Origin of the sequence: Pseudomonas sp. FW305-28, from assembly GCF_017351395.1 — a bacterium.
Taxonomy (GTDB): Bacteria; Pseudomonadota; Gammaproteobacteria; order Pseudomonadales; family Pseudomonadaceae; genus Aquipseudomonas; species Aquipseudomonas fluorescens_AA.
The window spans coordinates 39,809-51,735 of record NZ_JACNDD010000012.1 but is presented as its reverse complement, the minus strand read 5'-3'; the positions used below and the strand labels follow the sequence as shown (position 1 = coordinate 51,735).

Annotated in this window: 13 protein-coding genes, 4 tRNA genes and 1 pseudogene; 9 read left to right on the top strand and 9 right to left on the bottom strand. The window is 60.3% G+C overall.

Annotated elements, in window-relative coordinates:
* Positions 1–275: 275 nt before the first annotated feature.
* The 6 genes and pseudogenes from J4E53_RS05000 (at position 276) to J4E53_RS30985 (ending at position 2,459) form a co-directional block, all read left to right on the top strand.
* Positions 276–351, top strand: a tRNA-Asn gene (locus J4E53_RS05000).
* 7 nt (positions 352–358) lie between these two features.
* Positions 359–435, top strand: a tRNA-Pro gene (locus J4E53_RS04995).
* Between the two features lie 5 nt (positions 436–440).
* Positions 441–516: transfer RNA gene (locus tag J4E53_RS04990), tRNA-Lys, on the top strand.
* Between the two features lie 93 nt (positions 517–609).
* Positions 610–686, top strand: a tRNA-Pro gene (locus J4E53_RS04985).
* Between the two features lie 147 nt (positions 687–833).
* Positions 834–1,604, top strand: a pseudogene (locus J4E53_RS30990) (MCP four helix bundle domain-containing protein); the annotation flags it as partial.
* The gene (locus tag J4E53_RS30985; RefSeq protein ID WP_371915892.1) at positions 1,596–2,459 is read left to right on the top strand and encodes a methyl-accepting chemotaxis protein; all 864 of its coding nucleotides are present in this window, start codon (positions 1,596–1,598) and stop codon (positions 2,457–2,459) included. The pseudogene J4E53_RS30990 and the gene J4E53_RS30985, both read left to right, overlap by 9 nt.
* 152 nt (positions 2,460–2,611) lie before the next feature.
* Here J4E53_RS30985 and J4E53_RS04975 read toward each other — a convergent pair whose 3' ends face one another.
* From J4E53_RS04975 to J4E53_RS04960, 4 genes are read right to left on the bottom strand one after another with little or no spacing between them, the layout of a single operon-like run.
* The gene (locus J4E53_RS04975; RefSeq protein WP_103310596.1) at positions 2,612–3,910 is read right to left on the bottom strand and encodes an NAD(P)/FAD-dependent oxidoreductase; all 1,299 of its coding nucleotides are present in this window, start codon (positions 3,908–3,910) and stop codon (positions 2,612–2,614) included.
* Between the two features lie 60 nt (positions 3,911–3,970).
* Positions 3,971–4,144, bottom strand: coding sequence for a DUF3094 family protein (locus tag J4E53_RS04970; RefSeq protein ID WP_039593877.1), 174 nt, complete (start codon positions 4,142–4,144; stop codon positions 3,971–3,973).
* 52 nt (positions 4,145–4,196) lie between these two features.
* Complete coding sequence (locus J4E53_RS04965; RefSeq protein ID WP_060740575.1) at positions 4,197–4,724, bottom strand: MOSC domain-containing protein; 528 nt, start codon at positions 4,722–4,724, stop codon at positions 4,197–4,199.
* The gene (locus J4E53_RS04960) at positions 4,721–5,347 is read right to left on the bottom strand and encodes a DUF1780 domain-containing protein (RefSeq protein ID WP_025215531.1); all 627 of its coding nucleotides are present in this window, start codon (positions 5,345–5,347) and stop codon (positions 4,721–4,723) included. Before J4E53_RS04960 ends, J4E53_RS04965 begins: the two co-directional genes overlap by 4 nt.
* Before the next feature lie 133 nt (positions 5,348–5,480).
* Between J4E53_RS04960 and J4E53_RS04955 the strand changes: the two genes are divergently transcribed.
* Entirely contained in the window at positions 5,481–6,167 is a 687-nt protein-coding gene (locus J4E53_RS04955) for an energy-coupling factor ABC transporter permease (protein ID WP_060740576.1), read from the top strand.
* Between the two features lie 63 nt (positions 6,168–6,230).
* Positions 6,231–6,446 (top strand): hypothetical protein, encoded by a 216-nt coding sequence (locus J4E53_RS04950; protein WP_053125334.1) that lies wholly within the window; start codon positions 6,231–6,233, stop codon positions 6,444–6,446.
* Here J4E53_RS04950 and yacG read toward each other — a convergent pair.
* From yacG to pilB, 5 genes are read right to left on the bottom strand one after another with little or no spacing between them, the layout of a single operon-like run.
* A complete protein-coding gene (gene yacG / locus J4E53_RS04945) occupies positions 6,443–6,649 on the bottom strand; it encodes a DNA gyrase inhibitor YacG (protein WP_057450865.1) in 207 nt (68 codons plus the stop codon). The genes J4E53_RS04950 and yacG overlap by 4 nt on opposite strands.
* A complete protein-coding gene (gene coaE / locus J4E53_RS04940; protein ID WP_060740577.1) occupies positions 6,646–7,269 on the bottom strand; it encodes a dephospho-CoA kinase in 624 nt (207 codons plus the stop codon). The genes yacG and coaE overlap by 4 nt, the downstream gene beginning before the upstream one ends.
* Entirely contained in the window at positions 7,269–8,138 is an 870-nt protein-coding gene (locus J4E53_RS04935) for an A24 family peptidase (RefSeq protein WP_060740578.1), read from the bottom strand. The genes coaE and J4E53_RS04935 overlap by 1 nt, the downstream gene beginning before the upstream one ends.
* A 1-nt stretch (position 8,139) precedes the next feature.
* Positions 8,140–9,357 carry a type II secretion system F family protein gene (locus tag J4E53_RS04930; RefSeq protein ID WP_060740579.1) on the bottom strand — a complete coding sequence of 406 codons (1,218 nt, stop codon included), beginning with the start codon at positions 9,355–9,357 and terminating at the stop codon, positions 8,140–8,142.
* Positions 9,358–9,359: 2 nt separating this feature from the next.
* A complete protein-coding gene (gene pilB, locus J4E53_RS04925; RefSeq protein WP_103310594.1) occupies positions 9,360–11,069 on the bottom strand; it encodes a type IV-A pilus assembly ATPase PilB in 1,710 nt (569 codons plus the stop codon).
* Positions 11,070–11,292: 223 nt separating this feature from the next.
* Here pilB and J4E53_RS04920 point away from each other — a divergent pair, with 223 nt between their 5' ends.
* Positions 11,293–11,703 (top strand): pilin, encoded by a 411-nt coding sequence (locus tag J4E53_RS04920; RefSeq protein WP_060743129.1) that lies wholly within the window; start codon positions 11,293–11,295, stop codon positions 11,701–11,703.
* Positions 11,704–11,927: the final 224 nt, after the last annotated feature.

Sequence of the window (11,927 nt, the reverse complement as noted above, 5' to 3'; positions counted from 1 at the left end):
ATGGCCTTGCCTTGCAAGGCCATTTTTTTCATCAGGCCGTTGAACTCAAAGGAAAAGGCTTGTAAAGTGCGCCCCGCAGTACGTCACCCCAAGGGCGACTTCTCACTGAGAAGGAATCCAAAATAAGTTGCAAATCATTGTCTTGAAAGCAATTTAAGGGGTTGACAGAGGTTTTGAAGATTGTAGAATAGCGCGCCTCAGACACACGAACGCAGCGATGCGTAAGGGTAGAAGAGGTTGAAGCTAGCTTCAACGTTGTAGCTTGAAATATCAGTTCCGTGATAGCTCAGTCGGTAGAGCAAATGACTGTTAATCATTGGGTCCCAGGTTCGAGTCCTGGTCACGGAGCCATTTCAATCGGGGTATAGCGCAGTCCGGTAGCGCGCCTGCTTTGGGAGCAGGATGTCAGGAGTTCGAATCCCCTTACCCCGACCATATTTGGGTCGTTAGCTCAGTTGGTAGAGCAGTTGGCTTTTAACCAATTGGTCGTAGGTTCGAATCCCACACGACCCACCATTTTTGAAACCAGTTCGCTGGAATCGAATCTTAAGATCAGAGGCCAAAAGCGCTGATCGAGAAGGCGACTTGCGAAGGTCGCCTTTTTTTTACCGGGGTATAGCGCAGTCCGGTAGCGCGCCTGCTTTGGGAGCAGGATGTCAGGAGTTCGAATCCCCTTACCCCGACCATATTGAAAATCCTCGTATCGAAAGATACGGGGATTTTTTTTTGCCCGTAATAAAGTGGACTGACTTAAGTCGTCGTACGACCTGCCGATAACCCAGCGACAGGGGCGTGGCCCCATCTCAGGCCAACAATAAAAAAAGGCACCCCTTATGGTTCTTCGTCAGTTGAATATTGCCCCGCGTGCCGCGTTGGGTTTTGCCTTGATTGCCGTGTTGGTGGCGTTGCTCGGGGTATTCGCGCTGGGGCAGATGTCGAGCATCCGTGACAGTGAAGTCGCCGTGGAAACCCAATGGCTGCCCAGCATCCGTGGAGGTGATGAGATTCGCGAGTGGATGCTGCGTATCCGCACGATTTCCCTGCGCATGGCCCTGGACCAGGACCCGAAGAATATCCCGGTGTACCGCGGACAAATGGACACCCGTGACAAAGAACTGGGCGAAAAAATCGCGGCTTACGAAAAGCTTGTCGTGACGCCTGAAGGCAGGGCCCTTTACGACCAATTCAAGCAGACCTTTGCCGCTTACCGTACCGGTATCGCGCAATCCTTCACCCTGGCGGAGCAGGGGCGTCGGGACGAGCTGATCAAGCTGTTGCTGGTGGACATGAAGACCGTGGTGGATGGTTCCGGCAAGCAGCTCAACGATCTGGCGGAGTTGTTCTCCAAGCAGGTGTCCATCGAGAGCCAGAAGTCCCAGGAGCACTACACCAACTCCCGGATGATCGTCAGCCTGTTCGTGGTGCTCGCGGCCCTGGCCACGGTCGTGCTGGCCATGCTGCTCACCCGCAGTATCGTCAAACCCTTGGGCGAGGCGCTGAATGCCGCTGAGAGCGTGGCCCGAGGTGACCTGACCCGACCGATCGAGACCCATGGCAACGACGAAGTGAGCCGCTTGCTCAAGGCGCTGGCGACCATGCAGCAGAACCTGCGGGAAACCCTGCAGGGCATCAGCGGCTCGGCTGCACAGCTGGCCACCGCCGCTGATGAGCTGAACGCCGTCACGCTCGACAGCACCCACAGCCTGCAACAACAGAATAATGAAATTGAACAAGCTGCCACGGCGGTCACTGAAATGACCACGGCCGTGGAAGAGGTCGCGCGCAATGCGGTTTCCACCTCCGATGCCACGCGTCAGTCCAGTGAATCGGCGTCCCTGGGGCAGCAGCGGGTCAGCGACACAGTCGATGCCATCGGTGCCCTTGCCAGCGATGTGCAGGTGACGGGTGGCCTGGTGCAATCGTTGGCCAACCAATCGCAGGATATCGGCAAGGTGCTGGACGTGATCCGCGCCATCGCCGAGCAGACCAACCTGCTGGCCCTCAACGCCGCCATTGAAGCGGCCCGGGCGGGTGAGAGCGGACGTGGGTTTGCGGTGGTGGCGGACGAAGTCCGGGCGCTGGCTTATCGCACGCAGCAATCGACCCAGGAAATCGAGCAAATGGTCCAGGGCATGCGCAGCGGTGCCACCCAGGCACTCGATTCCATGCAGGCCAGTTCCAGTCGCGCCGCCAGCACCCTGGCCATGGCGGAGCGGGCAGGGGACGCGCTGCAGACCATCACGGCCTCGGTCAATGAAATCCACGAACGCAACCTGGTCATCGCCAGCGCCGCCGAAGAACAGGCGCAAGTGGCCCGCGAGGTGGATCGCAACCTGGTGAACATTCGTGATTTGTCGGTGCGCTCGGCCTCCGGTGCGGACCAGACCAGTGCCTCCAGCCATGAGTTGTCGCAACTGGCGAATTCGCTGCGCACGATGGTGCAGCGGTTTCAGGTTTGATTGAGGGTTAAGCACTGGCTGTGCCGCCCTCATCGCGAGCAAGCTCGCTCCCACAGGATGACCGCGATCAACTGTGGGAGCGAGCTTGCTCGCGATTGCGATGGATCATTCAGCCTCGATATTGCTGATCCAGCGCAATCGTCAGTCAGGCCTCAGTGCAACTTCAGCCTAGGTTCGGTCCCGCGCCCGATCTTGCTGCCCAGCATCAGCATGGCCGTGCGGAACATCCCGTACAGCGCCATCTGGTGCATGCGGTACAGCGAGACGTAGAACATCCGCGCCAACCAGCCTTCGAGCATTACGCTGCCGGTCAGGTTGCCCATCAGGTTGCCCACCGCCGAGAACCGTGACAGCGAAATCAGCGAGCCGTAGTCGGTGTATTTGTAGTCGGGCAGGGCCTTGCCTTCGATTCGCAGCTTCAGGGATTTGGCCAGCAGCGAGGCCTGCTGGTGCGCGGCCTGGGCGCGGGGCGGAACATTGCGATCACTGCCGGGTTGCGGGCAGGCGGCGCAATCGCCGAAGGCGAAGATGTTCTCGTCGCGGGTGGTTTGTAGCGTCGGCAGCACTTGCAACTGGTTGATCCGGTTGGTCTCCAGTCCGTCGATGTCCTTGAGGAAGTCCGGGGCGCGAATCCCGGCGGCCCAGACTTTCAGGCTCGCGTCGATCACCTGGCCGTCCGCGGTAATCAGGCTGTCGGCGGTCACCTGGCTGACGGCGGCGTTGGTCATGACGTTGACCCCGAGTTTCTCCAGGGTCTTGTGCACCGGCCCGCCGATACGCTCCGGCAGCGCTGGCAAGACCCGTGGACCCGCCTCGATCAGGGTGATGTGCATGTTCTCCGGCTTGATCCGGTCCAGGCCATAGGCGTGCAGTTCGTGAGCGGCATTATGCAGTTCGGCCGCGAGTTCGACACCGGTCGCACCGGCGCCGACGATGGCGACGCTGATGCGCTCGACAATATCGGTCTGTCCGGCGTGGGCACGCAGATAGTGGTGGAGCAATTGCTGATGGAAGCGCTCGGCCTGCTTGCGCGTGTCGAGGAACAGGCAGTGCTGCGCCGCGCCTTCGGTACCGAAGTCATTGGTGGTGCTGCCGACGGCAATCACCAGGCTGTCGTAGCCCAATTCCCGAGCCGGCAACAGTTCGACGCCCGCCTCGTCATAGGTAGCGGCCAGCTGGATTCTCTTGCGCTCCCGGTCCAGGCCGCTCATGCGCCCAAGCTGGAACTCGAAATGGTTCCATTTTGCCTGGGCAACGTAATTGAGTTCGTCTTCGGAAGAGTTCAGGGAGCCGGCAGCCACTTCATGCAGCAGGGGTTTCCAGATGTGGGTCAGGTTCGCGTCGACCAGCATCACACTGGCCGTGCCACGCTTGCCCAGAGTCTTACCCAGACGGGTAGCCAACTCCAGACCGCCGGCGCCGCCGCCAACGATGACAATACGATGAGTCATGGGGATATCTCGCAAGGCTAAAGGAATTCGGTACCGTTACCCGAGCGAGCGCCAAGCGGCTCATAGCGTCAGGTAACTGATCAGTCGGCTCAACAGGCCCAGGCCAATCGTGATGGCCAGTACCACCACCAGGAGCATCCACGGCCGGAAAGGCCGGCGCTCGACTCGGTGCTGGGACAGTTGCAGGTACTCTTCGACATGCTTCTGGTCATCTGGGTTCAGGCGGCTGGTCATAAAGGCCTCGTCAGGTAGACGTTGCGAAAGGTGAAGGCGTTACAGCGTCCGGCTAGCCGGCATTGAAAGCAGCGTAGCCGCTCGCCGGCACAGGTTCGACGCTCAGGCTGTCGTCCAGGCGAATGATTCCACTTTTTAACACCCGGGCGGTGATTCCGCCATGGCCGCGTACGGCCTGGAACGTACCTTCGCCGAGGTTGCGCTCCAATCGGGCGCAAGGCTGGCACCAGCCGGTGGTTTCGAAGATGGCTTGGCCGATGCGAAAGCGCCGGCCCTTGAGGCTGAACAGATTGATGCCGCTGACCACTATATTGCGTCGCAGCTCCTGTGGCAGCACCGGCTGGTCCTCGGGGCGGCCCATCAGCGAGCCGATCACGGCCAGGTGTTCCCATTGGATCAACGTCACTTGTCGCGCATTGCGTACACCGGGGCGGGCATGATCGCCGGTCAGTCCGGCTTCCAGGCGGGCCTCCACGGCGTCCAGTTCGATCATCGGCGCGTGACCCTGGGGGCGCACGCCAATCCAGCGTACGCGGCCCTGCTGCGGCACGGCGGCGATCAGTTCCTGCAATGGGCTCACAGGCTGATCCCGACGTCGAACACGATGCTGCGCCCCAGGTTGCCTCGCAAAAAATCCGGCGCGTCGGGGTGGGCGAACAGCACCCGGGCAAACGTCGGCCCCACCAGCGACAGCGAGCGCCAGCCCTGGCGCAGGTATTCGGTCGGCGGTGGAAAGTGACTGTTGAGGTCCAACACTTCGCGCTTGAGGCTGGCGAAGGCGATGATGTCCAGGTCGCCCAGGTCCATGCCGCGTTCGGTGTAGTTGTGGGCTTTCTTGCGCAGGGTCGGGGCCAGGCGCATCAGGAATTCATTGGCCGGGATTCGCCGGGGCTTGGCCTCGCGGCGCACCAGCTGGCTCAGGGAAAAGGCGCTGCGGCGACGTTGCAGTTCATCGCGCCATTCGTCATTGAGACGGCGGCCCTCGTCGAGCACGAAAAACACCTCGAAATTGGCATCCCGAAACAGCACGTCCGGTGGCTCGCCGGCCGGGGCGAACTCGTCGGCGCGATAAGGCACGTTCAGCCCTTGCAGCAGACGCTGGCAGACCCAACGCTCACGCTCCCATTTGCGGGCATTGGAGAGAAAGGCGTTGGCTTGCTCGGCCGCGATGGTCAGCAGGCGTAAATAATCGGAATCATCCATGAGCCCAAGCTTAGCGTTCAATTGCGACAAGCTGAAAGCGTTGCGTGGATTAATGGACGTTATGGGTGGGGGTGTAGACTGCTGGTTTGAAGTAACCCCTGTTTGAGACAAGGGCAAGCGAAAGGAGTAGTCCATGATCGGTGCTGAACTGCTATCACCGCAAACCCTGGCGGTCGGTTGGCTGGTTTATGTGCCGGTGTTGGCCTGGGCTGTGGCGCGGGCACCGTGGGTCGAGCTGTTCACGGACAGCCGTCGCCAGCATTTGCTGTTCGGCACGGTGCTGGCGTTGTTCATGCTGTGGCTGGTGCGACGGGATTTCGATACGGGTGTCTCGTATCATTTCATTGGCATGACTGCCGTGACGCTGCTGCTGGACTGGCCATTGGCGATCCTGGGTGGCCTGTGCGCGCAGATGGCGCTGGTGCTGCTGGGGCGTCAGGACATGGCGGCGGTCGGAGTCAACGGTGCGCTGCTGATCCTGCTGCCGGTGCTGATCACTGAATGTTGCGCAATCCTGGTGGAGCGCGCCCAGCCGCGTAACCTGTTTGTGTATATCTTCTGTTCGGGGTTCCTGGCTGCCGCGCTTTCGGCATTGGCCTGCCTGCTGCTGGGGCTCGGTTTGCTCTGGTACGACGGCCTGTTTGCCATGCCTTACTGGCTGGAGGACTTCATCGGCTACCTCTGGCTGATCATTTTTCCCGAAGCGTTCATCAACGGCATGGTGATCAGTGCGTTGGTGGTGTTCAGCCCCGAATGGCTGGAGACCTTCAACCGCACGCGCTACCTGTCGGCACCGTGGAACGATGATGACAAGCCTTGATTCACGTCAAGGCTGCCCCACCGCACGCCCTGCATGCTCTGGAAAACTTCCAGGAGTACAACCATGAGTGTTTATGAGTGGGCCAGGCAAGAGATCAGGCGTAGCCACGATGCCGCGATGGAGATCGGTTTCGACCCGGGCTTGAGCCTGCGGGCCTTGCTCAGCGCGATCGTGCAGCAGAGCAAGACAGTGCGCAGCGCTGAAGACCTGGCCGACGAGTTGAGTTTCCTGGCGGAAAACCTCGACGACGAACAGGACTACGGTTTCATGCGGCCTTAGTGATGTGAGCGAGGCTCGAAATCTTCGCTGAACAGCTCATCCTCGGCGTCGGGGCTGACCGGGATCTTGTGTTCTTCCGACGCCCAGGCGCCGAGGTCGATCAGTTTGCAGCGATCAGAACAGAACGGCCGGAATGTGCTCTGCGGGCTCCATTCCACAGGGGCACCACAGGTTGGGCAATCAACGGTTGGGGTTTGGCTCATGAGTGGCCTCCACGCAAAGTAAGGTAAAAGTGATGCAGGCGCTCGACCTCGCTGTGCAGCCAGGCGAGGTCGCGATCATTGACCACCACGTCGTCGGCATGGCTCAGGCGATCCTGGCGGCTGGACTGGGCCTTGAGGATCGCCTGGACCTGCTGTTCGCTGGTCTGGTCGCGCTGCAACGTACGTTCGATCTGCAGTTGTTCCGGCGCATCGATCACCAGGATCCGCTGGGTCATGGCGTACTGCCCTGACTCGATCAGCAGCGGCGACACCAGGATCGCGTAGGGCGATTGTGCCTGAGCCAGGTGATGGGCGATTTCCTCGGCGATCAGCGGATGCAGCAGTGCTTCGAGCCAGCGGCGTTCATCGGCATGCTCGAAAATCAGCTTGCGCAGCGCCGCCCGGTCCAGGGCACCGTCGGCCTGCAATACGCCAGGGCCGAAGTGCTCGGCGATTTTCGCCAGCGCCGGGCGCCCGGGTTCGACCACCCAGCGTGCCGCATGATCGGCGTCGATGACGTGCACACCCAGATCGATGAAATGCTGGGCCGCCGCGCTCTTGCCGCTGCCGATGCCACCGGTCAGGCCGAGAATCCAGGGTTTTTCCAGAGGGGTATTCATTAGAAACCGACAGACTGCCAATAGAAGTCGGTTATTTGACCACCCCAGAGCAAGGCAATCCAGCCGGCAATGGCCAGATAAGGTCCGAAGGGGATCTGCGTCGACCCGGGCGCATCACGCAAGCGCAGCACAATGACCCCGATAACGGCGCCCACCAGCGACGACAACAGCAGCGTCAGCGGCAGGACCTGCCAGCCGCCCCAGGCGCCCAGCATCGCCAGCAGCTTGAAATCCCCGTAGCCCATGCCTTCCTTGCCGGTGATCAGCTTGAACACCCAGAATACCGACCACAGCGCCAGGTAGCCGGCCACCGCGCCCCACATCGCCTGGTCCAGGGAAACGAACAGCCCGAAGCTGTTGACGATCAAGCCCAGCCACAACAACGGCAACACCAGGGTATCGGGCAGCAGTTGATGCTCGGCGTCGATCAGGCTCATGGCCAGCAGGCCCCAGGTCAACACCATCACCATCGCGGCGTGCCAGCCAAAGCCGAAATGCCAGGCGACGAACGCCGACAACGCGCCGCAGGCCACTTCGGTCAGGGGGTAACGCTTGCCGATGGGCGCGGCGCAGCTCGAACAGCGGCCACGCAGCATCAGGTAGCTCAACAGCGGGATGTTCTCCCAGGCGCGGATGCGATGGCCGCAATGTGGGCATTGGGAATGGGGCAGCATGAGGTTGTAGACCGGGCCCGGGGTTTCGGCCGGCAGGCCCAACAGGTCGTGGGCTTGCAGGCGCCATTCGCGGTTGAGCATCTTCGGCAGGCGCCACACCACCACGTTGAGGAAGCTGCCGACGATCAGGCCGAGCAATGCCGCAACAAGCACGAAAGCCACGGGATACAGCACGAGAAATTCGCTCAGGGGCATGTCAGATCGCAGAGCCGAGTTGAAAGATGGGCAGGTACATGGCGACCACCAGGCCACCGACGACGACCCCCAGGATCACCATGATGAAGGGTTCCATCAGGCTGGTGAGGTTGTCCACCAGATTGTCCACTTCGGCCTCATAAAAACTCGCCACTTTGTCGAGCATGTCGTCCAGCGCGCCGGATTCCTCGCCGATGGCGGTCATCTGGATGGCCAGGTTCGGAAAGATCCCCGACGCGCGCATGGAAAAATTCAACTGCATGCCAGTGGAGACGTCCTGGCGGATGCGCTGCACGGCGCGCTTGAACACCACGTTGCCGGTGGCGCCCGATACCGAGTCGAGGGCTTCGACCAGCGGCACGCCGGCGGCGAATGTCGTCGAGAGCGTGCGGGCGTAGCGGGCCACGGCGGACTTGTACATCAAGGCGCCTATCAGCGGTAGCTTGAGTAGCCACTTATCGCGCCAGTCACGAAAGCGCTCGGAACGCCTGAGGGCGTATTTCACGCCAAAAAATGTCCCCACAAGCCCGCCAAGCACCACCCACCACCAATCCTGCAAGAATTCCGACAGGCCGATGACCATCACCGTGAAAGCTGGCAACTGCGCTCCGAACCCGGAGAAGACCGATTCGAACTGCGGCACCACCTTGACCAGCAGGATGCCGGTGACCACCGCAGCGACGAGTATCACCGCCGTCGGGTAGGTCATGGCTTTCTTGATCTTGGCCTTGAGCGCTTCGCTCTTTTCCTTGTAGGTCGCGACCCGATCCAGCAGCGTATCCAGGGCACCGGCCTGTTCACCGGCATCCACCAGGTTGCAGTACAAATCGTCGAAGTACTGCGGGCATTTGCGCAGCGAGGCGGCGAAGCTGTTGCCGGCGGCGACTTCCTGTTTCACCTGGTCCACCAGCTTGCGCATGTTGGCGTTGTCGAAGCCTTCGCCGATGATGTCGAACGCCTGCAACAGCGGCACGCCAGCCTTGAGCATCGTTGCCATCTGGCGGGTGAAGAGGGCGATATCCAGCGGCTTGATGCGCTTGCCCTTGCTGAATATCGAGGTGGATTTCTTGCGCACCTTCTCCGGGTTGATGCCTTGTTTGCGCAGTTGTGCCTTGACCAGGGCCGGGCTCTGTCCCGTCAGTTCTCCGGTCATTTTCGCGCCTTTGCGGTCTTTGCCTTCCCACGTATAGACGTCGGTTTTTACTGCCTTGACCGCCATGCTCAATCCTTGGTGACCCGGTTGATTTCCTCGAGGCTGGTGACGCCCTGCATCACTTTGAGCAGCCCCGATGTGCGCAGGTCATTGAAGCCGTCCTTGCGCATTTGCAGATCGATTTCCAGCGAGTTGCCCTCGGCCATGATCAACCGTTGCAGCTCGGGCGTGTTCTTGACCACTTCGTAAACCCCCACGCGCCCTTTGTAACCGTGGTTGCACTGTTGGCAACCGACCGGCTCATAGATCATGAATGTGCCGATGCGTTCCCGGGGGAAACCTTCCTTGAGCAGGGTTTCCTCGGGAATCTCGATGGCTTTCTTGCAGTGGGCACAGAGCTTGCGCGCCAACCGTTGGGCGATGATCAGGTGCACGGCGGTGGCGATGTTGAACCCTGGAATGCCCATGTTCTGCAAGCGGATCAGGGTTTCGGCGGCGCTGTTGGTGTGCAGTGTGGAGAGCACCAGGTGGCCGGTCTGGGCGGCCTTGATGGCGATTTCGGCGGTTTCCAGGTCGCGGATCTCGCCGACCATGATCACGTCCGGGTCCTGGCGCAGGAATGAGCGCAGGGCCTGGGCGAAGTCCAGCCCCTGGCGCGGGTTCACGTTGACCTGGTTGATGCCTTCCATGTTGATCTCCACCGGGTCTTCGGCGGTGGAGATGTTGATGTCCACGGTATTGAGGATATTCAGCCCGGTGTACAGCGACACGGTCTTGCCCGAGCCGGTCGGGCCGGTGACCAGGATCAGCCCTTGTGGCTGTTTGAGGGCGGCCATGTACAGGTCTTTCTGATCCGGCTCGTAGCCCAGGGCATCGATGCCCATTTGCGCACTGGAGGGGTCGAGGATCCGGATCACCACTTTTTCGCCCCAGAGCGTCGGCAGGGTGTTGACCCGGAAGTCGATGGACTTGGTTTTCGACAGGCGCATTTTCAGCCGGCCGTCCTGGGGTTTGCGCCGTTCGGAAATATCGAGGCTGGCCATGACTTTCAGGCGGGCGGCGATACGGGTCGCCAGTTGGATCGGCGGCCGGGCCACTTCCCGCAGCATGCCGTCGGTGCGCACCCGCACCCGGTAGATTTTTTCGTAAGGCTCGAAGTGCAGGTCGGAAGAGCCGCCCTTGATCGCGTCCAGCAGCATCTTGTTGACGAAACGCACCACGGGCGCGTCGTCGGCGTCCTGGTTGCCGATGGAATCCTGCTTGGTGTCGTCGATCGATTCGATGTCCAGACCGTCCAGACCGTCCAGGTCGACATCGCCCATGCCTTCCAGGCCCGTGCTATTGGATTCGAAAAACTTTTCGATGGCGTCGCTGAGCTTGTCGTCTTCTACCAGGATGGCTTCGGTGGTCAGGCCGGTACTGAATTGAATGTCATTGATGGCTTGGTGATTGGTGGGGTCGGAGATGCCCACGAACAACTTGTTGCCGCGTCGCCACAGCGGCAGGACGTGATGTTGGCGCACCAGTTTTTCGCTGACCAGGCCCGTGGGTTGGGTGTCCTTGTCCAGGCTGTTGAGGTCCAGCAGGGCGACGCCGAAATGCTCCGAGGCGATCTCCGCGACCTGGCGGCTCTGGACCAGTTTGTTCTGCACCAGGTAGCTGACCAGGGGGATGCGACTGCGTTGGGCCTGTTGATACGCCTGTTGCGCACTTTGCTCGGTGAGCAGTTCAGCCAGCACCAATTGCTTGGTCAGGCCGCTGAGGGCGATGTCATTCATGGGGATTCCGGCGGCGGACAGTTCATGACTTATAGCCTAGTCAAGCATCGACGCCAAACCAGCGAGCCAGGGTGACAAAAAACGTCAGATAGTGCGGTTGTTGAGGTAGGACGTCGCCGTTGTGCGGGCTCAACCCCTTTATCGATGGCGCTTCAGGGTTGGCATGTGCCCTGCAATGGCTGTTTCAGGTCATGAGATTTCGACTCATGCACGGGAGATGTCTATGAATAAGCAAACGGGCTTTACGCTGATCGAGCTGCTGATCGTCGTGGCGATCATTGGCATTCTGGCGACCTTTGCGTTGCCGCAATATTCCAAATATCAGGCACGGGCCAAGGCTACGGCCGGGCTGGGGGAAATTTCTGCGTTGAAGGTACCGTACGAGGACATGATGAATCAGGGGACCAGCCCGACGGCGGCCAACATGAACATCACGACACCTACCAGCAACTGCGCAATCGCAGTCACGGGCACTGCCGCGGCAGGCACGGGGACCATCGTTTGTACCCTCTCGAATGCTCCTGCTGCCGTAGCGGGTAAGACAATCACCCTTAGTCGTGATGCCGCCGGCGTCTGGACATGCGCATCTAACGCTGCCAAGGAATTCCTGCCGGCTGGCTGCCCTGGCGTCTGATTTTCAGTATTGGGAGGGGGGCGCGTGCCCTCTCCACATAAATCCTCCGAAATTCATAAGCTTAGCAACCGCTCAAAACCCGCAAGTTGCATGTCCAGAATCAACGCTTCGTGCATTTTGCATGATCATGAAAAATACCGCTTCGCTTAACTTGCTGATTTATAAGAAATTTATAAATTTTTCAAAACTGGCACAGCCTTCGCACTACTCCTGTTAACCCTGCC

Excerpts from the sequence above, each read along its gene's own strand:
- J4E53_RS04935 (WP_060740578.1), bottom strand. The coding sequence starts at position 8,138 with ATGCCCCTGAGCGAATTTCTCGTGCTGTATCCCGTGGCTTTCGTGCTT.
- J4E53_RS04960 (WP_025215531.1), bottom strand. The coding sequence starts at position 5,347 with ATGGATGATTCCGATTATTTACGCCTGCTGACCATCGCGGCCGAGCAA.
- J4E53_RS04955 (WP_060740576.1), top strand. The coding sequence starts at position 5,481 with ATGATCGGTGCTGAACTGCTATCACCGCAAACCCTGGCGGTCGGTTGG.
- J4E53_RS04930 (WP_060740579.1), bottom strand. The coding sequence starts at position 9,357 with ATGGCGGTCAAGGCAGTAAAAACCGACGTCTATACGTGGGAAGGCAAA.
- yacG (WP_057450865.1), bottom strand. The coding sequence starts at position 6,649 with ATGAGCCAAACCCCAACCGTTGATTGCCCAACCTGTGGTGCCCCTGTG.
- J4E53_RS04950 (WP_053125334.1), top strand. The coding sequence starts at position 6,231 with ATGAGTGTTTATGAGTGGGCCAGGCAAGAGATCAGGCGTAGCCACGAT.
- coaE (WP_060740577.1), bottom strand. The coding sequence starts at position 7,269 with ATGAATACCCCTCTGGAAAAACCCTGGATTCTCGGCCTGACCGGTGGC.
- J4E53_RS04975 (WP_103310596.1), bottom strand. The coding sequence starts at position 3,910 with ATGACTCATCGTATTGTCATCGTTGGCGGCGGCGCCGGCGGTCTGGAG.
- J4E53_RS04920 (WP_060743129.1), top strand. The coding sequence starts at position 11,293 with ATGAATAAGCAAACGGGCTTTACGCTGATCGAGCTGCTGATCGTCGTG.
- J4E53_RS30985 (WP_371915892.1), top strand. The coding sequence starts at position 1,596 with ATGCAGCAGAACCTGCGGGAAACCCTGCAGGGCATCAGCGGCTCGGCT.
- J4E53_RS04970 (WP_039593877.1), bottom strand. The coding sequence starts at position 4,144 with ATGACCAGCCGCCTGAACCCAGATGACCAGAAGCATGTCGAAGAGTAC.
- pilB (WP_103310594.1), bottom strand. The coding sequence starts at position 11,069 with ATGAATGACATCGCCCTCAGCGGCCTGACCAAGCAATTGGTGCTGGCT.